This is a genomic window from Trinickia violacea, from assembly GCF_005280735.1.
Lineage (GTDB): Bacteria > Pseudomonadota > Gammaproteobacteria > Burkholderiales > Burkholderiaceae > Trinickia_A > Trinickia_A violacea.
Map to the genome: position 1 here is coordinate 3,937,709 of NZ_CP040077.1, position 22,562 is coordinate 3,960,270.

The window sequence follows — 22,562 nt, forward strand, 5'->3', positions numbered from 1 at the left end:
TTCGAGTCGAAATGGGTCCGTCGAGCAACACACGTCGTCGGGCCAAAATCTGCCTCTGGGGCGCTTTGAGCGGTTGAGTTGGGTGAAAGTCACCGGACCACTGTATGGGTAATCAGTCATCCGAACAACCTATCCGTTAGACAGAGGGAGGCGGTATGGCCGTGTGGCAAGAAGGCGAAGAAAGGATTGGAGCGCGGCCAAATCGATAGCGTCGATTTGACGCGAACGGACGAAATTCCGTGCCGCGTGTAAACGGGACTTACCGCGAGCGATAACGGTTTCCCACGGTTGCCTTCGGGACACCGGTACTAACAGGGTTGAGTGCCTCCGGGCTAGGCCGTCCGCCCAGGACGCGCTTTTGGTTACTTTTGGCAAGGACAAAAGTGACCCCGGTCCCGGGGAGGGACGGACTATACGAACCGCCGCGAATTCAAAGTTGCACCACAAACCCAAGCAAAACGACACAACCCCAGCACCCGCCACGAATTCAAAGTTGCACGAGACAAAAACCTCAATCCTTAGCAGCACGCCCACCAGCCCCCACATGCGCAAGCGAAGAAGCCGCAAACGGCAACGCCTCCATCGTCTTCGATTCCATCCCGCGCCGCTCGCCGCCGAGCGTATCGGTCGATGCGATCACCGCCTCCGGGTTACCCAGCGCCTCCGCGAGATGCGCGGCGAGACGCAAGGCGAGCGCCGTGATGGTGATCGTCGGAAAGTTCGCGCCGACCGTCGGAAACACGGAACTGCCCGCGATATGCAGGTTGCTCATGCCGTGCACCTTGCAATTGCGGTCGACGACGCCCTCCTTCGGCGAATCGTGCATCCGCGTGGTCCCCATGTGATGCCACGTGCCTTCGAGCGCGTCAGGCCAGGCGCGGCCTTGCAGCGGCGCATCGAGCGTCACCTCGGCGACGCCGCCCGCGCGCAGCGCTTCGGCAACGAGCGCGAACGTGCGATCGAACGTGCGCTTCACCAATTCATCGAGCCGCCACTCGACTTTCACGCGCGGCATGCCGAGACGGTCGCGCAGCGCCGACAGCGTCACGCGGCTGTCGCGGTTCGGCGCCGCTTCGACGATCGCTTGCATCTTCACATCGGTGATGAGCGGGCGCGGCTGCAACAGGCGCGTCACGCCGAAGCCGACCGTATCGATCGGGTGCGCGGCCATCGTCGCGAGATCGTCGCGCAGCCTCCAGCCCGGCTGATCCTTGCGCAGGAGCGCCTGCTTGCAGCGGATCAGCGCTTCGGCGCCGGCGCTGCCTTCGCCGTAGAAGAGCGAGTAGAACCACATGCGCGAGTTGAGCAGCCCCTCGCGCTCGAGCACCTCGTGCGTCAGCGCGAACTGCGACGAGATGAACGTGCCGTTGGCGGACACGGCCGCGTTTTGATAGTGATACTTGATGTCGTAGAGCTTGTTGCGCGCCCACGCTTTGGTAAAGCGCACGCTGCCCGACGTGAGCCGCGGATGATCCATGAAGAAACGGCCGACGACGTCGTTGCCGTTGCCGAGCCCCGCCGCCTGCACCTCGTTCGACGCAAGCAGAAGCCGTGCATTCTCGATGCCGCCTGTCGCGAGCACGAAGTGCTTCGCCGCCACCGTCATATGGCGGCCCGACAGCGTCGCGACCCGGATGCGCTTCACCGTCTTCGCTTCGCTGTCGGTATCGATGTGCACCGCGTTCGCGTTCAGGAACACGCGCACGTGAGTCGAACGATCCAGGTCCTGCCGATAGAGCTTGCCGAAACGCGCCGGAGGGCTGAACTGAGAGACGGTATCGCGCACCTCGCCGGTGACGAGCGGCACGCGCCGCACGTCGGCGCGGCCGATTGCGCCTTCCCAATAGGCCGGATCGAAATTATTGGGGCCGAGCTTCAGGAAGCCGTGGGTACTCGCATAGTACGGCGCGAGTTCGTCGAGACCGAATGGCCAGCCGCTATGCGCGACCCAGTCGCGCTTGTCGAAGTCCCATGGGTCGAGGGGCCGGCACCAGCCTCCCCAGCAATTGCTGCTGCCGCCCAGGAAACGGCTGCGGCTGCCGTCGGCGAACGAGTACGGCAAGCCGATGTTCTCGCCGCGGTAGAGGTCGCGGGTTTCGTCGTCCGCCTTGTAGCCGCCGCTTTCGAGCAAGCACGTGTCGATGCCGAGGCGATGCATTTCCAGCGCGAGCGTAATGCCCGCCACGCCTGCTCCGATGATGCAGATCGTGGCTTCGACTTCTACGCCTTCCTCGACACCTCGTGTATCAATGAACATATCCCCATGCTCCCATCTTCTTGCGGCGTTGTTTCCGTGCTCGCTGCAAACGCCTGTATGCAATCTTCGAACGCCGCTGTCATCGTCACCCGCCAACATCCCTGCGCCGACAGCCAAGCAAGGAGGGTTCCCGTGCGACAGCGCACATCCGGTGTAAACGAGGCAAGGGCGCGGCAATTCAAGCGAGACGCGGGGCACAGATCCGGTGCGGCTGCGCAAGGCGTTTCACCCACCGCGGGATGAGTTTCTTGAGGATTTCTTAGTGGACGCGATTCGCGCGAGACTGTTGCGGCGTGTCGACGGATCGGCCCCGTTGCGACACGCCAATCCGTTCAATAATCGAACCGCTTGCGAATGAACCGGCACGGATTTCCCCCATAGACCCCCTCCGGCGCCAACGACCGATGCACGACGGACTGCGGCGTGACCACGGCCGAGCGCCCGATCGTCACGCCCATCTGCACGACGCACTTCGAGGTGATCCAGACCCCGTCTTCGATCACGATCGGCTCGACGAGCAGATCCATCGTCTTCGTCATGTCGTGCGAGCCCGTCGTGAGAAACGTGCCTTGTGAAATGCAGACGTTGGAGCCGATCCGGATCGTCGTCTGGTTGTAGATCCAGACGTCGACGCCGAACCAGCTGTGATCGCCGACTTCGAGATTCCACGGCGCCTTCACCCGCAGCGAATGCGGGAAACGGCAGCCGACGCCGATCTTCGCGCCGAATAGCCGCAGCAGCGCGATGCGCAGCGCGGAACTCGGCACGAGCTTGTTGTTGATGATGCAGGCTTCTACGACATACCAGACGGCCTCGGTCAGAAAACCGCGCTTCGCAACATAGTTGCCCTTGCCCGCCTGGCTCAGATCGATGACCTTCCCGGCCTGGCCGCGAGCACCGGCGTGCTTCGAGCTCTCCTGCTCCACACCGGCCTCGCCGTGTTCGATGGTTTGCTCCATGTCTACAAAACCCCCAGGAACGTTTCTGGCTCGCTCAAGAAGACAGGCTGCTGTCTTCGCAATGGCAGAGCTGAATGTATGTGGACTACGCGTCGATTATGGTTCGGCATCTCTCACAACGACCGCGGGATCTCCGTCAATGGCCGCATGAGCAAGACTTTTGGCGGCTATGGGCGGCTCGATTGCGGGAGCATGCCTAAGTGCATTGAGAGGCAACACAATGACGACTGATTTCCGCCGCACGCGTGTCGCGCTGCTACTCACCTTAACGCCGCTCCTGCTGGCGGTCTGCAAGCCTGCACTCGCGCAACAGAACGCAGCACCGAACGCCAATACGCGCAACGGCAACGCCGCCGCGACACGTCCGGACGACGATGCCGTGCTCGGCCCGACCGAACAGGGCCACGGCGCCGCGATGGACGCCGATGCCGCGCGCATGCGCGGCGCGGCGCGCGAAGACGATTTGCTCGGCGCGCCTGCGCCTTACGGCGACCCCTACACCTCCCAATTCGAAAACGGCTCCAACGGCGCGCAGCAAACCGACTTGATGAACGCCGAGAGCGTGCCGATGAACGGCCTCGCCAACAAGGGCAAGCAAGGCGCGGCCGACCCGCTGCCCGGCAAGGCCGCCCCGAAGGACGCTCAGGCCGTAACGCGCACGCCGGCCAACGCCGCCAAGTCGGTCTATCGCGGCTCGGCCGATCCCCTCAATCCCGACAAGCAACAGCCGATCTACCGCACGCCGTGGTGAGCGCGGGCTATCGCACTCTCCACTACGGCAACCTCCACTACGCCCCGGGACGCACGGCGTGACCTTTCGCGCCAGCGTTGCGCAACAACTGCCCGAGCCGCACATCGAACCGCCCGAGCACAGCCGCGGGCGCGAGCGACTCTTCGGCAAAGCGGCGCGCCGCCTCGCCGAGCATGGCGCGCCGCAGCGGATCGTCCGCCAGGCCCGTAATCGCCCCCACAAGAGCCTCGACGTTCTCCGGCTCCACGACTACACCACGCTCCGCCACGACGGCGTAGAGCTCGGTTTCCGGCCGCGCCATCGCGATGATCGCCCCGCCGCTCGCCAGCATGCCGGTCAGCTTCGACGGCATCACGAGGTCGGCGGCGTCGCCGCGTTGCGGCAAAACGTGGATATCGGCGAGATTGAGCAGTTCGTTCAGACGCTCGGCCGGCTGCAACGGCATGAAGCGGCAATTCGGCAGACCTTCGCAGCGCCGCATCAGATCGGCCTTCGTCGCGCCGTTGCCGCAGAACACGAATCGGATATCGGCCCGCTCGACAAGACGCGCCGCGGCCTGCGCCAGCAGTTCGATGCCCTGCTTCGAGCCCATGTTGCCGGAGTACAGCACGACCTTGTCGCCGGCGGGAATGTCGAGCTCGCGCCGGTAGTCGCTCGCGCGGCCCAGCGGATAGATCACGCTGGTGTCCACCCAGTTCGGAAGCGAGAACACCTTGGCGGCGTCGACGCCGAGGCGCCGCGCGCGCTCGACCATCTTGTCCGAGATCGACGACACCACATCGAAACGGTGCAGCAGCGCGCGCTCGAGCGCATGCGCGATGCGTGCTGCGCTCGCCCGTTTGAGCAAGCCGAGATTGAAGGCCGCATCCACTTCGAAGTCCTGCACGTGCAGCCAGCTCTTCGCGCCCGTCAGGCGTGCGAGGAGCGCGGCGGCCGGCGCGCACATCAGCGTCGGCGCGATCGCCATCACCACGTCGGGACGCCAGAATGCCTGGCGCAGCACGAGCGGCAGCGAGGCGAGCGCGAACGTTGCCAGATGCAGCATGCGCGCGACGCCGCCCGGCTTGTGCGGAACCCAGAGCGGCGCGCGCCAGAGCTGCACGCCGCGCACGACTTCGCAGCGATAGCGCCACGCCGAATAGCCTTGCGCGACTTGCCACTCCGGGTAATACGGCGGCGCGCAGACCACGCGCACGTCGTGGCCGAACCGCACCAGCGTCTCGGCCATCTCGGCCGTGTACTTGCCGATGCCCGTCAATTCAGGCGCGTAGTTGAGCCCGTAAATCAAGATCTTCATTGTCGTATCCGGCCTGGGGCCTGTTCACGCTGACAACAGGCCTGCGCTCGCTTCAATCCACCAGCATCACGGCGCACCCGCGCGCGATGCTGGCCGCCGCTGAAGGCGGGTCGAAGCGCTGGATGATCGACATGCAGCGCTTGGCTGTGCCGACGGTATCCGCGAAGGCTTCCGTGGCCTTCAAGAGCGTGCGCTGCAGCGCGGCGACGTCGCCCGCCGTGAACGCATAGCCGCTCTCGCCATCGACGATCAGCTCGGGCACGCAGCCGCAGCTCTCGCTGACCACCGCGGGGCAGCCGTGGCTCAGCGCCTCGTTGACGACGAGACCCCACGGCTCGCTGAGGCTCGGCAGCACCATGCAGGTCGCGCCGTAGTATTCGCGCGATAGCGGCTCGTCCTGCAGGCTGCCCACGAAATGCACGGCATCGTCGAGCCCGAGTTCGCTCACCCGCGCGAGCAAGGCGTCGTGCATCGGCCCGGTGCCGACGATGCGCAGTGTCGCATCGGGCATCCTGGCGCGAATCCCCACGAAGGCTTCGAGCAGCGTGCCGATGCCTTTCTCCTCCGACAGACGGCCGACAAAAAGAAACACCGGCTTATGGTCGGCGCGATAGTGCGTGCGTTCTTCGAGCACGCGCTCCGGCGAGAACGAACGCGGCATCGCGGCGGCCTGGCACGGAATGAAGATCTTTTCCTTCTTCGCGCCGAGCGACATCAGGTAGTCCCGGCTGCGCTCGCCGAAGCCGAAGTAGCCGTCGCACAGCGAAAAGAACACGCGTTTCGGAATCGACGTGACGAGCTTGCGCGGCCGGTCGCGCCCGGTCGAATCGCAGAACACCGCGCGGCGCTTGCCGGTCACGATGCAGGCGGCGAGCATCGCCCAATACTCCGGACGGTGGTAGCCCGGAAGCACGATCAGATCGGACTTCGCCCTGAGCACTTCCCATGTGAGGCGCGTGATCATCTTCCAGGTGGGCACGTCTTCGTAGCAGCCGTCGAAGAGCTTTTGCATCGGATAGCGATGGTACGAATAGTCGACGTCGGAGAAGCCGATCCGGTAGACCTCGGTATCGGCGATCTGTACCACCGAGTACTTGATCGCACCCGCGGCGGAGATGTTGTGCAACGCCGAAAACACGACCCCCTTGTGCCGCGACCACACGACGTTATGAAAAATCGTGACCGAAGCTGTCATGTCCGTTTGTCCCCTAAGTGTCGATGGAATCTCAAGCATGCGCAGGCACCCGAACCGCTTGCGCGCCGTAGCCCGCCACGAAGTCCTGATACGTTTGCCGGATTCCGTCCTCGAGTCCGATCTGAGCGCACCATCCCATCTCTGTCAGCCGCGACACGTCGAGCAGCTTTTGCGGCGTGCCGTCCGGCTTCGACGTATCGAAAACGAGTTGGCCGCGATAGCCGACGATGCCGGCAATGCATTCGGCGAGCTCGCGGATCGAGAGATCCACGCCCACGCCGACGTTGTAGAGCCCTTCCGTCACGTCGCGCTCGAGGATGAAGCGCGTCGCGGCCGCCAGATCGTCCACGTGCAGGAACTCGCGGCGCGGCGTGCCGGTGCCCCATACCGTCAGCGTTTCGTCGCCGTTCAGCTTCGCCTCGTGGGCTTTGCGGATCAGCGCGGGCAGCACGTGGCTGCTCTTCAAGTCGTAGTTGTCGTTCGGGCCGTAGAGGTTGGTCGGCATCACCGCGACGTACTTCGTCCCGTACTGCCGGTTGTACGACTCGCAGAGCTTCAAGCCCGCGATCTTCGCGATCGCATAAGCGTCGTTGGTCGGCTCGAGGGCGGAGGTCAGCAGGTACTCCTCGCGAATCGGCTGCGGGCACGCCTTCGGATAGATGCACGACGAACCGAAGAACACGAGCCGCTGCACGCCTGCTTGATACGCCGCGTGGATCACGTTGGTCTCGATCGCGAGGTTCTCGTAGATGAACGAAGCCGGCTGCGATGCATTCGCGAAGATGCCGCCGACGCGCGCCGCTGCCAGCAGCACCACGTCGACTTTCGCTTCGTCGAAAAAGCGCTCCACGGCGGACTGATTCGTAAGATCGAGTTCCGCGTGCGTGCGCGTCACGAGGTTGCCGTAGCCGTGCGCGAGAAGCTCGCGCACGAGCGCGGAGCCGACCATGCCGCGATGGCCCGCCACATAGATGCGTGCGTTCTTGTCCATGGCGCTCACTCGTGATGTTCGAGCGCCGTGAAGCCGGCGAGGGTCACGAGCGCATCGCGCCGCGCGATCTGATAATCGGAGCGCACCATCTCCTTGACGAGCGAGATGAACGGCGTGCGCGGCTGCCATCCGAGCTTCGCGTGCGCTTTCGACGGGTCGCCGAGCAGCGTCTCGACTTCGGTCGGCCGGAAGTAGCGCGGATCGACACGCACGATCACCTGCCCCGGCATCAGGCGCGTCTCGCGGCTTTCCACCTTTTCGACGACGCCGACCTCATCGACACCGCTGCCTTCGAAGCGGATCGTCACGCCCAATTCGGCCGCCGCGTATTGCACGAATTCGCGCACGCTGTACTGCACGCCCGTGGCGATCACGTAGTCTTCGGGCGTCTGCTGCTGGAGCATGAGCCACTGCATCTCGACGTAATCGCGCGCATGGCCCCAGTCGCGCAGCGCGGACAGATTGCCGAGGTACAGCTCGTCCTGCAGGCCCACCGCCATGCGGGCGATCGCGCGCGTGATCTTGCGCGTGACGAAGGTCTCCCCGCGCACGGGCGATTCGTGATTGAACAAGATGCCGTTGCACGCGTAGATGCCGTAGGCTTCGCGATAGTTGACGGTCGTCCAATACGCGAAGAGCTTCGCGACCGCATACGGGCTGCGCGGATAGAACGGCGTCGTCTCGCGCTGCGGCACTTCCTGCACGAGACCATAGAGCTCCGAGGTCGACGCCTGATAGAAGCGCGTCTTCTTCTCCATGCCGAGAATGCGGATCGCCTCGAGGATGCGCAGCGCGCCGAGACCGTCGGCATTCGCCGTGTACTCGGGCTCCTCGAACGACACCGCCACATGGCTTTGCGCGGCGAGGTTGTAGATCTCGTCGGGCTCGACGCGCTGAATGATGCGCAGCATGCTCGTCGAGTCGGTCAGGTCGCCATGATGCAAAAAGAGCCGTTGGTCCGGCTCGTGCGGATCGTGATACAGGTGATCGATCCGGTCGGTGTTGAACAGCGAGGTGCGGCGTTTGATGCCGTGTACTTCGTAGCCTTTATCGAGCAGCAATTCGGCGAGATACGAGCCGTCCTGCCCGGTGATGCCGGTGATCAAAGCGACCTTTCGATTCATCTTCCATTCCCCCAGTTGTGTCGATCGTCCGGCAGCGAGTTGCGCCACCCGCTGCCACGGCGTTGTCGATTACGTCTTAACTTCCACTGCGTTCATTGCGTTCATTGCTCGGCGATGCTGTCGTATCCGTAGTAGCCGCCACGATAGGCGCCGCCGATCAGCGGCGTCGCTTGCGGCACGTCGGTGAGCAGCACGCCCTTCAGGTTCACGCCGCCCGTTTGCAGGCGCTTCACCGTCTCGCTGATCTCGCCGATCGGATGACGCCCGTAGCGCACGACGAGCAGCGTCGTGCCCGCGTGCTTGCCGATCACGGTCGAGTCCGTGACCGCGAGCACCGGCGGCGTATCGATGATCACGAGGTCGTACTTGCTCTTGAGGTCGTCGAGCATTTCGCGGAAGCGGTCGCTCATCAGGAGTTCGGACGGATGCGTCGGCAGCGAGCCCTTGGCGAGCACGTCGAGACCCGGCAGCACGTCGTGCTGGATCACCGGCCCGGCATCGCCACCGCGCAGCACGTCGGAGAGGCCCGGCTGATGGCGCACGCCGAAGTGCGAGTGCACTTCGCCGCGCCGCATGTCGCCGTCGATCACGAGCACCCGCTTGCCCGCCGATGCGACGAGCGCCGCGAGATTGACCGACAGGAACGACTTGCCGGCGTCGGGGCGCGAGCCCGTCACCATCACGATGTTGTTGCGCGCATGATCGAGCGAGAGCTGCAGCGAGGTGCGCAGGCTGCGCACGCCTTCCACCGCGACGTCCTGCGGCGCTTGCGCGGCGAGCACGTGCAGGCCCTGGCGGCGCATCATCACGTTCTGTTGCAGACGCAACTGCTGGCCGGAGCGCGGCACAACCGCGAATACCGGCACGCCGAGCGCGTTCTCGATCTCGTCCGGACGCTCGACGCCGCCATAGAGCGACTTGCGGATAAACGCCACCACGACGCCGACGAAGAGGCCGCCGCCGAGGCTGAAGATCACGACGAGGAAACGCTTCGGCCACACCGGCTGATCGGGGGTTTCGGCGAAGTCGACGACGCGCACGTTGCCGACCTGCCCCGCCTTCACGATGCGCAACTGCTGCGCGCTGTTGAGCAGATTCGTATAGAGCTCGGTATCGACACGCACGTCGCGCAACAGACGCAGCGCGGTTTGCTCGGTATCGGGCAGCGTCGCGACGTTCTTTGTCATATCGCCTTGCTGGCCCTGCAGCTCGGCGATCTGCGCATCGAGCGCCGCAACCGCCGGGTGGTTCGCCGTAAAGCGTTGCGAGAGCTCCGCGCGTTGCTGCTGGAGGTCGGCGAGCTTGGTCTTGTTCGCGACGATCTGCTGCAGCAGCAGACGGCTTTCTTCGGAGAGATCGACCGTGCCGTGGTTGTTACGGAACGTGTTGTAGCGCTGCTCAGCGTTATCGAGCTCCTTGCGCAGTTGCGGCAGTTGCTGATCGAGGAACGCGAGCGTGTGCTCGGCTTCGGCCGAGCGCCGGTCGACGTCCTGCTGGATAAACTGGCGCGCGACGTTGTTGACGATGTTGGCGGTGAGCTTCGGGTCGCTGCCTTCGAGGCTCACGCTGATGATGCCGGACTGCAGCGTCATCTCTTGCACGAGCATCGCCTTTTGCAGCCGCTGGACGGTATCGAGCGTCGAGAAGCGCTGCAATTCGAACTGCGTGCCCGGACGGCCCGAGATCTGGTCGACATGCACGGTCACCGGCCCGGCCGAAGTCGTGCCGGTCACGTCCTGGCCGACCTTGCCGCTCGCGATTGCGATGCCGTCGGAGTTGTTCAGCGTAAAGGCGCCGTTCGGCCCCGCCGTCACCGTGAACTTCTTGCCGTACAGGTCGCTCGGCGTATCGAAGCGCGACACGCTGATCGTCTCGTTGCCCCATGCGTAGCCCGCGAGGTTCATGAACGGCGGCAGCGTGAAGCCCCACCGGCCGTTCACGAGGTCACCGACGAACCCGCCTACGAGCGGCAGCGCCTTCGGCGACGCCGAAATGTCGAGATGGAGGCGCTTGACCGTTTCCTCGGTGACGAGCCGCGACTTCAGCAGCTCGATTTCGGCCGCCGTCGTCGCCTTCGTCGCGAACATGCCGGCCAGCGGCTCGATCTGCTGACGGTTGTTGTTATTGTTGTTCTCGTTGTTCGAGTCCTCGACCTGGATCATCACGTCGGCCTTATAGACCGCGGGCGCAAGGAACGCATAGGCGAGCCCCAGCGTCAGCACGGCGAGCGTGATGAACAGGATCGTGCGCCAGCTCGCGGCGATTGCCGCCAGATAATCGGCAAGTCTTAGCTCATCGCCGGCCGCCACGTCGGTGTAGCGGTTGTCGAAGTTCATAGCCATGTCAGTCACTTACTCCAATCTCGTCACGTCGCGAGGGGCCGCCCAAAGGGCAAGGTGGGCGGCGTCACACTCATTTCGTCACGATGGCTGCGGTCAGCCCCGCGTTGATCGCAGGCAGGAACAGATTCAGCACGCGGTTGAATTTCACGAGCGCCCCGTTGTCGACGTAGACGACATCCTTCGGCTGCAGATAGAACTGGTTCGCGAGCACCATCGAAACCGGTGACGTCGCATCCAGGTGGTAGATCTGCGGGTTATCGCCGGTCGAGTCGCGAATCACGAACAGCTGCTGCGCCTCCGCCGTGTTCGGATTCAGGCTGCCCGCCTGCGAGAGCGCTTCGGCGAGCGTCAGCGTGCCGTTGCGCATCGGCATGATGGTGGCCGGCTTGTTCACTTCGCCCATCAGGTAGACGCCGTGCTCGTCACGCGAGCTCACGCGCACGAGGTCGCCGTTCTTCAGGACGATTTCATTCGGGCTGTGGCCGGTGCGGATCATCTCGGCGACGTTGAGCGGATACGTCTTGTCGCCGCGCACGAGTTCCACCTGGCTCTGGTCGGCGTTCGCCGTATAGCCGCCCGCGCGGCCCACCGCCTGCGTGAGCGTCATCGGGATGTCGTTCATCGTGAGCGCGCCGGGCAGACGCACTTCGCCGTCCACATACACCGTTCCCGAGCGGAACGACGACACGCGCACCGTCACTTCCGGGCTCTTGTAGACCTTGCTGATGCGCGAGACGACGATGCGCTGGATCTGCTCGACGTTCAGCCCGCCCACGTGCACGGTGCCCGCGTACGGGAACTGCACGTTGCCTTTCTCGTCGACGAGAAAGCCGGGCACGGCATCGCTCGTCGAGGTCGACTGGTTCGGCTGCCCAAGCGCGGCAGCGAGTTCGGGGTGATCCCAGACGGTGATCTGCAGCACGTCGCCGGGGCCGATCTGATACGGGCCGGCCTTGCCGAACAGGGTCTGCGTTTCCGTGGACACCTGCTGCATCGAAGACGCTTTCATCTGATGGATCAGGTTGAGGTTGATGTCGGTGATCGGCACCGGCACACCCTGCTCCTTCTCGGCGCTGTATTCCCCGCCGCTTTGCGCGACGGTCGGCGGCGTAATCATGCGCTGCCCCGGCACAATCGAGCAGGCCGACAGGACAGCGGTGATCATCATCAACATCCACAGGCGATAGCGCATATTCCGCATACTCATTAGGTTCATGGTCCGTCCCTCCGTACCGCTGTTGTTAGGTTCTTCATTTGGCTCACCTCTTCGCGTCAGTACGCGTTGCTGTGTACCAATCCCTTGACAATGGTCGCTGCGATGATCCGCATGTCGAGTCCGAACGACCAGTTCCCCAGGTAGTACAAATCGTGCGCGACACGCCGCTCCATCTTTTCGATGCGATCGGTTTCGCCCCGATACCCGTTGACTTGCGCCCAGCCGGTAATGCCGGGTTTGATGCGATAGCGGTGGATGTACCCAGCAACCACCTTTTGATAGAGATCGTCGTGTTCGATCGCGTGAGGCCGCGGCCCCACCACCGACATGTCGCCGCGCAGCACATTGAAGAATTGCGGCAGCTCGTCGAGGCTCGTCCGGCGCAGGAACGCGCCGAGCTTCGTGATGCGCGGATCGTTGCGCGTAGCCTGCTTCACGACGCCCTTTTCTTCTGTGTGCAGGCGCATAGAACGGAACTTGTAGATGGTGAAGACTCGGCCGTCGGCGCCCTTTCGCTTCTGCTTGAAGAACACCGGACCGGGCGACGAGAGCTTCACGGCGATCGCGATCGCAATGAGCAGCGGCGCCAGGCCGGTCAGCGCGCACAGTGCGAACACGCGATCGAACAAATCCTTCTTGAAGAGGGCGGACGGCGACAGCGGCGACGCGATGAGGTTGATCGCCGGCACGCCGAGCAAGTCGATGACGCCGCTGTTCTCGAACAGCGCAATGCTGCGCACGTCGGGCATGAAGCGGATGTTGACGAGGTCGTTGCGGAACTCGCCGACGAGCCTGAACATGACGCGTTCTTCGGACAACGGCAGCGCGAGCCATAGTTCGTGCACGTCGTTGCCGCGGATGTAGTTTGCGAACGCTTCGAGGTCGTCGAACGTGCTGACACGCGGATTGGAGGGCAGGTGCTGCTCCGGATGCGTGTTGTAGACCGCTGTCGCGCGAAAACCGGTGGCGGGCGCGCGTTCGATGCGGCGCAGGATCGCGTCGCAATGCGCGCCGCAGCCGACGATCGCCACTTGGTGCAAGTTCAAGCCGGCGTTGCGCAAGCGCGCAAGCACGGCATGGATCATGATCCGGTACGCGATCAAGAGGCCAGCCGCCATCGCGGTCCAATACGCGAACCACAGGCGCGAGACCATATCGATCTGCCGCACCGAGAACATCGCCATCATCGCGCACGCCTGCACGACCAAGAAGGCCAGCGAGACTTGTCCCGCCAACACGAGCTTCGAGCGGCCGCGCCACGACTCGTAGACGCCGAACACCGGAAACAACACCAGCGCGAACGCCGCCGAAAAAATGACGAATGCGGAATAAAAGCCGCTTTTTTCCCAATCTTCGAAGCGAATTTGCGACGCCACGGCCGCGCCCGTGATGATGAGCGCCACGTCGACAATCCTCGCCAAAAAACCTTGCAAGTCACGCATTTTCTTACCCCGCACTTCCGTCTTTCACTACTTGAGCGGTACGACCGCCACGACGTTATCGATGCGACGCCCCGAGCCACGCCCACCGGCACAATTGTTCTCAGCCGGTGGAGCATTCCGCAGACTTTTAGGCCTACGGATTACGGCTTAGCCGCGTCTTTTCCGCAACGTCCATAGGTGTCGTCGAAACGCACGATGTCGTCTTCACCCAGATAAGCTCCCGATTGCACTTCGATGATTTCGAGCGGCACCTTCCCCGGGTTTTCGAGGCGGTGACGCGTGCCGAGCGGAATGTAGGTGGACTCGTTTTCACTCAGCAAGAACTGCTCCTCGCCGCGCGTGACGAGCGCCGTGCCGCGCACGACGACCCAATGCTCGGCGCGGTGGTGATGCAGTTGCAGCGAGAGGCGCGCACCGGGCGTGACGACGATGCGCTTTACCTGGAAGCGCTCGCCGTGATCGATGGAATCGTAGAAACCCCACGGACGGCGCACCTTGCGATGCGTATCCGCTTCGGGTGCGTGCTGCGCCTTGATGCGCGCCACGAGCCCCTTCACGTCCTGCACATGCGAGCGGTCCGCGACGAGCACCGCATCGGCCGTCTCGACGACGACGACATTCGTCGTACCTACACAGGCGACGAGCCGGCCGTCGGAGTGCGCGTACGTCGACGTGGCGCCTTCGAACACGACGCGTCCGCGCGCGACGTTGCCGCAATCGTCCTTATCGAGCGCGTCCCACACGGCATCCCACGAGCCGAGATCGGACCAGCCCGCCACCAGCGGCACGACGACGCCCTCGCACGGCGCCTCGGCGCCGCCCAGGCGTTCCATCACGGCATAGTCGATCGAGTCGGACGGCGCATGCGTGAAGGCTTCGGAATCGGGCTTGAAAATCTTACCGTCGGCTTCGCCTTGCACGATGGCCGCGAGGCAGGCGGCGTGCATGTCGGGCTGCAGGCGCTGCAATGCGTCCAGCCATACCGACGCACGCACAATGAAGATCCCGCTGTTCCACCAGTACGTGCCCGCAGCGACGTACTGCGCCGCGAGTTCGGCGGCGGGCTTCTCGACGAAGCGGTCGATCAGATGCGCGCCGTCGTCGAGCGCGCTGCCGATGCGGATATAACCGAAGCCCGTGTCGGGGCGCGTCGGCGGCACGCCGAGCGTCGCGATCGCACCACGTTCCGCGTGACGCGCCGCGGCTTCGATCGCGCGCTGCAACGCGGGCACGTCGGCAATCGAATGGTCTGAAGGCATCGCGACGAGAATCGCATCGTCGCCGGCCGCGCAAGCGAGCGCCGCGGCGAGCGTCAGCGCCGGCGCGGTATCGCGCCGCGCGGGTTCGACGATCAGGCGCGCTTCCACACCGCTCGCGCGCAACTGCTCGTCGATGACGAAGCGGTGCTCGTCGCCGCACACGATCATCGGCGACGCCGCGACTTGCCAGCCGGAAGGAAAGCCTTCCATACGGCGCACGGTGGCTTGCAGGAGCGAATCCGAGCCGACCACGCCGATCAGTTGCTTCGGATAGTGCTCGCGCGACATCGGCCACAGCCGCGTGCCGGAGCCGCCCGCGAGCACGACGGGCAGGAGCCGCGTACAAGGCGTTGCCGCCAGCGCAGCCAGGTCGGGAATGTCAGACGAATGAGCCGGCCCGTTCCGAGCCGACGCATCACGTGCCGCCGTCGCTTCCGGCGACGGCACAGCAGGTGCCGCCTTCATCGCGGCCACTGCTCCATGTCCATGACCCCCATCGTTCTGTTGTTCGTGAAACGCCATATCGTGACTCCCCTATATGTGCATCTCGTAGATCTGAGCCTGCGCCCGGCCTCGCGCCGAGCGGCAATCAACGAGTTAACGTATCGCGGTCCTCGTTCGGGACCGCTGTCGCGCGTTCGTGCCGAACGCGTCGAAAGAGGCGCGACGGGCGCTAACCGCCGGCTTCGCGGCGGCTTTGTATGCGGAATTCCGTCGGCGAAATCATCATTCGCTTGCGAAAGATCTTCGCGAGCCGGTCGCCGTTGCCCATGCCGCTGCGTCGCGCGATCTTGTCGACGGGCAATTCGGAGTCGGTCAGGAGACTGCAGGTGATCGCAAGTCGCGCCTGCAATAGATAGTCCGAGGGCGTGATGCCCAGCTCGAGCTTGAAGCGGCGCAGGAAGTTGCGCTCGCTCATCGCCGCGACCTGTGCCGCATCCGCAATCGAAATCGGCCGTTCGCAGTTGTCCTGCAACCAGCGTGCCGCGGCGCGAATCTTGTCGCCCGCGCTCGCCGCCCCGGCGTCGCCGAGCAACGGCACAAGCCTTGCGCTCGAGCCCGGCATCAACCGTTCGGCCACGCCGCGCGCGACATCGAGGCCGAGGTCGCGCTTGACCATCGTGAGGGCGCTTTTCATCGATTCGAGACGATCGCCCGTATCGGCCGCGTGTTCTTCGTGACCCGCGTGGATCATGTAGGAACTGAAGTGACGCTGCAGCTCGTGGCTGCCGATGCCGGCCGCGTCGAGCAGCACGCAGCCTTCCGCGATCGAGCGCACGGAGGTCGTCTTCGTATGCACGCGGCGCAGCCAGCCGATCAGCCGCTCGTCGTTGGCCGCGGCGCGCGCGCCCTTGCCGCCGGCGACGAATAAAGCATCGAACCCCATGTAATGACGTGCGTCGAGGCCATCGGTCCACACGCGCACCGACGACGAGCACGTCACATTGCCGCCCTCGGCGGAGAGGAAGCAGACGTCATAGACCCAGTCGTCATTCGCGCCTGTCGACGCGAGTTCGTTGGCGACATGGAACACCTCTGCGACGAGCCCCGCTCCCAAAAGAGAGAAACCGTCGAAGAGCAGGATTGCGATCCGGCGCGTCACACACTTCGTGCTTTTGTTCGAAGCATGTAACCAGCCCATTAGTGCGGGCTCGATACTCGCATAAGGCATGGCCTTCCCCTCTAATTGTTGGAGACGCAATTGGCCGATCTAGCAATCTATTTGCAGTGCATCATAGTTATCTCCAAATCGGTTTGCGGACTCGCTGACGGAAATCAACGAGATGTTGGCGGAATAAATCCGCACTTGCCGCGCCGATTTTGGCAAACACTTATTTCGCCCGACGCATAAGCCAGACAAATCGGACAAATCCAGTCCTATGACGCAAAATCCATGCATTAATTAGCTAAAAATCGCCAATCCAACTTGGCAAAAAAGATGCCAAGACCGATCGACCCGATACGGCAGCCGACCCCGTTTTTGATTACCACTTATTATTCATACGAAAACCGGCTGCTCACTCGAGCCGGCCCGTTTGTCGATATCGCGCTCAAGCAAAAACGAATGAAAACGCGAAATATTCAGAGCGCGAGGGGATTCCCCGATACGACGTTCACCGCCTCGCGAGCCGCATGCCGGAAGGACGGACTTCGAAGCGCCCGCGTGAAGCCATGCGCCTTCGACGATCTCGCCTGCTTACGGCCGGGCATGTGCCCGTCAACTGCCTTTTGCTCGGTTCCAAACACAGCAGTTGCTGAATGCAAGGTAAACCCGAACCGAAAAATCGAGTGTGGCCCGGCCCACATTGAATGGCAGGTCGAACGCCTATCTGCGCCGACCCCAAATGAATCGAATTCCGATATTTGTCTTTAGTATTACGAGCGGCACCAGCAAATTACACCGCGACGTTACTAATTTGATTCATTTTCCTTAATCCGCATTTTCTAATATTTGAGATTGAGCGTTCCATATTATGAATGCCATATTTTCGCGAAATTGTCTAAAGAATAGCCGCTAATAGGCAAGATCGTGCAGTCCATTTCCCGATCGGCAATTGTGCAGCGCACCGAAATAGCCAATTCACCATGCCGAGAAATTCCGGATTTCCTCATTCGAATCTTTGCCGCAACGTTTCAGAGCGGAAACGTCTGCGCTCCGAAGCAATGAGGGCCAGCTCTGTAAGGCTTTCGCGACAGGCATCACGGCCCGCACGGTGAAAGTTCGCAGGTCTTACCGAAGAAAATGGCGAAAATCGGCTGGCGGAAAAAACCGATCCGTATTGGTGCGCCCCTCGCAAACCCAAGCAGGCACAGGCTTTGCGGATGCCCCGTTCGAATCCGCCAAAAAACTTGCGTAAAAAGACTAGATTGAACGCTCCCGGATTTTTCCGAAGGCCTGTAGTCTCTCGCCTGCGATTCGACCGGAATCAGGGTGTCGTCCGATGTTTACAGTCGCACGCCCTATCCTTCGCTCGTCTCTTCTGCTGATCCGGTGCGCCGTGGCCGCTGCCCGCCGCGCCGGAAATCTCGCTTGGCTCGACCGCCTGGCATCGCTTTGGGACTAGTGTCCGCCACGATGCACGCCGGCCCTGGGCGACCCAGCTGCCCGGTCCAGGCACGCGCCAATCCTTTTCACCGTCGCCGTAGGGCGACGCGCGCATCGTCGTTGTCTCGATGCGCAGCGCTAGCTATTGCCTGGCGCTCCAACACAACATGCGATGAACACAACGTTTCCGTTCCTAAAGGACCTCAAGGACTTCAAGGACTTCAACACAAGAAAACTGGCGCGCGCAGCGCGCGCGCGCAGCACCGGCGTCTTGCTGATCGCCTCGGCGGCCACGCTTGCCGCATGCGGCGGCGGTGGCGGCTCCGGCGGCGCCGGCGGCTCCGCCAACAGCGCGGCCGGACAATCGGCCTCGTCCAACTCGTCGTCGGGCGTGGCGGGCACGCAAGCGGTCGCATCCGCCGGCAAGTCGATGACTTGCGGCACGCCGTCCGCCGCCTCGAGCGCGGCCTCCTCCAGCAATCTGATTCAAGCCGACACCCCGGGCAGCGACGGCACGCGCCTGTTCGCGGTCAACAGCACCTTCAACATCGCGCTCACGACGCAAGCCGCGCAAAGCGACACGCTCAACTGGCAAGTGCTCGACAACTGGAACGTCGTCCGCGCGAGCGGCTCGTTCCCGGTGCAAAGCGGCGCGCAGACGGTGACGCTCTCGTGCTCGTCGTCGCTGGCGGGCTACTTCGCGGTCTCGGCGACGCTCTCCAACGAAGGCGGCCAGCTTCCGAACGCCGGCACGCGCCCGCAAGGCATCGCGACCTTCGGCATCCTGCCGGACGTGTCCGCGACGCTGCCCGCCGTGAGCTACGCGCGCCAGGACCAGCACCGCTTCGGCGGCCAGGGCACGGACTTCATCACGGCCGGCGGCAACGACGGCTACCACCCGGTCTACACGGATCTCGGCCTCTCGTGGGGGAACGACGACCGCAGCATGGGCACGGAAGAGCCGAACGGCCCGAACACCTTCACGCCGGGCACCAGTTCGCTCGCGTCGGAGCCGTACTTCCAGAAGGGCGACGTCATGCGGCTGATCACGCTCAACGGCATCCCTGCCTGGGCGAGCCCGACGGGCGCCGCGACGCAAAGCTATGCGCCGAGCTCCGAATCCGCGCTGCAGACCTATATGAGTCTCGTCGGCACGGATTCCGCGCAGATCCGCTCGGCCTACTTCCCGCACCAGTCGAAGAACTACTACCAGGTGACCTGGGAGCCGGACGGCGGCGGCCCGACGCAATGGCTCGACACGCAGGCGAACTTCGTGGCGATGTATCAGGCGGCCTACAACGGCCTTCACTCGACTGACCCGAACGCGGTCGTGATGGGCGTGACCGCCTCGCTCGTGCGCAACAACACGACGTGGCTGCGGAACTACGCATCGCTCGGCCTCGCGCAGTACCTGGACGGCCTGTCGATCCACGGCTACTACGACGCTGGCACCTACCCGTCGCATCCGCCCGAGCGCCTCGCGACCGATCCGAGCGCGGCCAACGCCGCCAACGCGCTGCCCGCATCGATGCGCGAACTGCGCGGTGCGATGAACACGTACCTCAAGCCGGCTTCGAAGCTCTTCGTGACAGAAACCGGCATCAGCTACGACTCGGGCACGTCGTATGGCGCGAACTATCCGACGCAGAACGAGCTCTTCGCGCACGGCGCGGTGGTCGCGCGTACGCACCTGATCCTGCTCGGCGAAGGCGCGGACATGAGCTACGTGTTCTACATGGCCGATCCGCCCGTCTCCCCGCCCGGCTACGGCATCTTCTTCGACCTCGCGGATGCGCAGGGCAACTATGGCGCGGGCAACATCAGCCCGAAGCCGGCCGCGATGGAAGTCGCCGCGATGACGCGGATCATCGACGGCACGAACACGCTCGGCTACGTCAACAACGTGCCGGCCGGCGTCTATGCGTACGCGTTCCAGCGCCTGGGCGGCGGCAAGATCGTCACCGCGCTGTGGACGCATAACAACGCCAACTGGAGCCAGACGGGCGGCTACAGCGCGACGTATAGCGCGCCGTACACGCTGACGGTCGATTCGCCGGGCACGTCGGGCAACGTGACCGTGCTCGACGTGATGGGCAACGCCTCGACGCTGCCGTACAGCAACGGCCAGGTGGCGCTCACGCTGACCGAATCGCCGATCTACGTCGTGTCGACGAATGCATCGGTGATGCAGGCCAATGTGACGACGCCGACGGGGTACGTGGCGAATTAAGCGCGTGATGTGAAGTAACGGGCGATCGATGCACCGCCCGGGGATTGAGCGGCCATGAGGGTCTTGATGACATCATGGCCGTTTTCACATTCACCGCGGAAAAGCATCGAGGGATTCACTCCTGATCGACCTCGGGCCAGAGCCTTGGGAACAGTTGTCGTCATGGCGGGCTGTCGGGTGCTATGTAGTGTTCCGTGTCCGCGATTACATCTTTCAATTTATTGATTTATATGGATTTTTATAAAATCGACCAGTGTTCCATGTAGGGTTTCCTGTTGCGTTGCGGCCAGCCCTCGTATTCGTTCTCAGTGTTCGCTAAAACACAGTCAACACCCCTGTCGCCGTGCTTCAGTTAAAGGTCTGAAATCCGCCGGCAACGCTGTCCATGCGCGCTACCCACAAGGAAACCTGCGCGGAGGCTGCCCGCTTCGCCTCCGTCACGCTCTGCGTCGCGTGCCTGCTGCTCGTCACCTGCAGCCGCAGCAACGGCAACGATGCGCCCGCTGCCGCACCCAACGCCGCCGCGGCCACGGCGCCCGAATCGGCATCGCTCGCGATGAAATGCGGCGTGCCCTCCGCGCCCTCGCCGGCCGCATCGGCCAACGGCGATCCAATCGAAGCCGACACGCCCGGCGGCGACGGCACACGCATGTTCGCTCCAGGCAGCACGTTCAACCTCACCTTCACGACCCGCGTCACCCAAGAGGACACCGTTCGCTGGCAAGTGCTCGACAACTGGAACATCGTGCGCGCGAGCGGGCAGTTCCCCGTCGCAACCGGCGCGCGGACGGTCACGCTCAGTTGCACCTCTTCACGCGCGGGCTACTTCGCGATTCAAGCGTCGCTCGCTCAAGCCGGCGCTCGACTGCCATCGCGCGGCACGCGTCCGGATGGCATCGCAACGTTCGGCGTGCTGCCCGACGTCAGCGCCACGCTGCTCGCCGCGAACTACGCGCATCAGGATCAGCACCGCTTCGGCGGCCAGGGCACCGCCTATCTCGCGCCGGGCCAACACTGCTGCGACGGCGACGGCTACCGCCCGCTTTACCCCGTCCTCGGTCTCTCATGGGCGAACGACAATCGCAACTGGTATATGGAGGAGCCCAAAGCGCCGGACACGTTCAAGCCGTCGCCCGACACGCTCGCCTCGTACTTCAGGAAGGGCGACATCCTGCGGCTGATCCAGCTCGACGGCATCCCCGGCTGGGCGAGCCCCGACGGCAAAGAGACCCATAGCTATGCGCCGGTTTCGCTCGATGCCTATCGGGACTACATGAGCCGCGTCGGTGCCGATTCCGCGCAGATCCGCGCGACGTACTTCCCGAACCAGTCGAGCAACTACTATCAGGTGACCTGGGAGCCCGACTACGAAGGCGGCCAGCCGTGGAAAGACACGGACGCGCACTTCATCGACATGTACCGCGCGACCTATCAAGGCATCCACGCGACCGATCCGAACGCCGTCGTGATGGGCACCGCCAACAACTCGGTGCGAACCAACATTCAATGGCTCGACCGGCTCGCGCCGCTCGGCATCGGCCGCTACCTCGACGGCGTCACGATCCACGGCTACTACGACATCGGCTGCTCGCCGTCGCATCCGCCCGAGCGGCTCGTCGGCGACAGCGACTCCGCCAAGGCCGCGCAATCGCTGCCTGCATCGATGCGCGAATTGAGGCAGCGCATGGTCAAGTACTTGAAGCCAGACGCCAAACTGTTCGCGACCGAAACCGGTGTCAGCTACGACATCGACACCGCGTACGGCCCGAACTATCCGACACAGAACGTGCTCTACGCGCAAGGCGCGGTCGTGGCGCGCACGCATTTGATTCTGCTCGGCGAGGGCGCGGACATGACCTACCTCTTCTACATGGCCGATACGCCCGACAAGCCGCCGGGCTACGGCGTCTTCTTCGATCTCGCCGACAGCCAAGGCGGGTACGGCCCGAGCCTCGTCAGCCCGAAACCCGCCGCGATGGCAGTGGCCGCGATGACGCGCATCATCGACGGCACGGTCACGCTTGGGCATCTGAACGACGTGCCGGGCGGCGTGTACGCCTACGCGTTCCAGCGCTTGAACGGCGGCAAGATCGTGACTGCGCTATGGACGCACGACAACGCGCACTGGAACGCAAAGGACGGCTTCAACGCGGGCTACGACGTGACCTATCGCTTGCACGTCGACGCGCCGCAAACGCAAGGGCAAGTCGCTGTGCTCGACGCCATGGGCAACGCCTGGACCCAGCCCTACACCGACGGGCAAGTCACCCTGACGCTGACCGAATCGCCGATCTACGTCGTCTCGGCGAACGCATCCGCAATGCGAGCCCATGTCACACCGCCGGCCGGCTACGCGGCACATTGACTGCGACACGGATAGCGCGACACCGAATAGCGCCTCGCCTGCATTTGACTGCACAAAGCGATATTTCGGCGCTTGGCGCCAGCGCCGT

14 protein-coding genes are annotated in these 22,562 nt (G+C 63.7%); 3 read left to right on the forward strand and 11 right to left on the reverse strand.

Annotated features, from left to right (window positions below; genetic code table 11):
- Positions 1-511: 511 nt before the first annotated feature.
- Complete coding sequence (locus FAZ95_RS17980; protein ID WP_137333682.1) at positions 512-2,257, reverse strand: FAD-dependent oxidoreductase; 1,746 nt, start codon at positions 2,255-2,257, stop codon at positions 512-514.
- Between the two features lie 332 nt (positions 2,258-2,589).
- Entirely contained in the window at positions 2,590-3,216 is a 627-nt protein-coding gene (locus FAZ95_RS17985) for an LbetaH domain-containing protein (RefSeq protein ID WP_254699743.1), read from the reverse strand.
- A gap of 220 nt (positions 3,217-3,436) precedes the next feature.
- Here FAZ95_RS17985 and FAZ95_RS17990 point away from each other — a divergent pair, with 220 nt between their 5' ends.
- Positions 3,437-3,967 carry a hypothetical protein gene (locus FAZ95_RS17990; protein ID WP_137333683.1) on the forward strand — a complete coding sequence of 177 codons (531 nt, stop codon included), beginning with the start codon at positions 3,437-3,439 and terminating at the stop codon, positions 3,965-3,967.
- A gap of 37 nt (positions 3,968-4,004) precedes the next feature.
- Here the strand turns inward: FAZ95_RS17990 and FAZ95_RS17995 are convergent, their stop codons facing one another.
- From FAZ95_RS17995 to FAZ95_RS18035, 9 genes are all read right to left on the reverse strand, one after another.
- Entirely contained in the window at positions 4,005-5,264 is a 1,260-nt protein-coding gene (locus FAZ95_RS17995; RefSeq protein ID WP_137333684.1) for a glycosyltransferase WbuB, read from the reverse strand.
- 52 nt (positions 5,265-5,316) lie between these two features.
- The gene (locus FAZ95_RS18000) at positions 5,317-6,459 is read right to left on the reverse strand and encodes a glycosyltransferase family 4 protein (RefSeq protein WP_137333685.1); all 1,143 of its coding nucleotides are present in this window, start codon (positions 6,457-6,459) and stop codon (positions 5,317-5,319) included.
- Positions 6,460-6,490: 31 nt separating this feature from the next.
- A complete protein-coding gene (locus tag FAZ95_RS18005) occupies positions 6,491-7,450 on the reverse strand; it encodes a GDP-L-fucose synthase family protein (protein WP_137333686.1) in 960 nt (319 codons plus the stop codon).
- A 5-nt stretch (positions 7,451-7,455) separates the two neighbouring features.
- Positions 7,456-8,574, reverse strand: coding sequence for a GDP-mannose 4,6-dehydratase (gene gmd / locus FAZ95_RS18010; protein WP_137333687.1), 1,119 nt, complete (start codon positions 8,572-8,574; stop codon positions 7,456-7,458).
- Positions 8,575-8,675: 101 nt separating this feature from the next.
- Positions 8,676-10,916 (reverse strand): polysaccharide biosynthesis tyrosine autokinase, encoded by a 2,241-nt coding sequence (locus FAZ95_RS18015; protein WP_137333688.1) that lies wholly within the window; start codon positions 10,914-10,916, stop codon positions 8,676-8,678.
- A gap of 70 nt (positions 10,917-10,986) precedes the next feature.
- Positions 10,987-12,123 (reverse strand): polysaccharide biosynthesis/export family protein, encoded by a 1,137-nt coding sequence (locus tag FAZ95_RS18020; RefSeq protein ID WP_254699941.1) that lies wholly within the window; start codon positions 12,121-12,123, stop codon positions 10,987-10,989.
- A gap of 65 nt (positions 12,124-12,188) precedes the next feature.
- Positions 12,189-13,574, reverse strand: a complete 1,386-nt coding sequence (locus FAZ95_RS18025; protein ID WP_137333689.1) for an undecaprenyl-phosphate glucose phosphotransferase — start codon at positions 13,572-13,574, stop codon at positions 12,189-12,191.
- Positions 13,575-13,714: 140 nt separating this feature from the next.
- Positions 13,715-15,298, reverse strand: a complete 1,584-nt coding sequence (locus FAZ95_RS18030; protein ID WP_137334621.1) for a mannose-1-phosphate guanylyltransferase/mannose-6-phosphate isomerase — start codon at positions 15,296-15,298, stop codon at positions 13,715-13,717.
- Between the two features lie 208 nt (positions 15,299-15,506).
- Positions 15,507-16,505, reverse strand: coding sequence for a GlxA family transcriptional regulator (locus FAZ95_RS18035; RefSeq protein ID WP_137333690.1), 999 nt, complete (start codon positions 16,503-16,505; stop codon positions 15,507-15,509).
- A 1,546-nt stretch (positions 16,506-18,051) separates the two neighbouring features.
- On the opposite strand from FAZ95_RS18035, the gene FAZ95_RS18040 reads away from it, so the two are divergent.
- Both FAZ95_RS18040 and FAZ95_RS18045 read left to right on the forward strand, forming a co-directional pair.
- Entirely contained in the window at positions 18,052-20,109 is a 2,058-nt protein-coding gene (locus FAZ95_RS18040) for a hypothetical protein (protein WP_254699744.1), read from the forward strand.
- Positions 20,110-20,494: 385 nt separating this feature from the next.
- A complete protein-coding gene (locus FAZ95_RS18045) occupies positions 20,495-22,474 on the forward strand; it encodes a hypothetical protein (RefSeq protein ID WP_254699745.1) in 1,980 nt (659 codons plus the stop codon).
- Positions 22,475-22,562 lie beyond the last annotated feature (88 nt).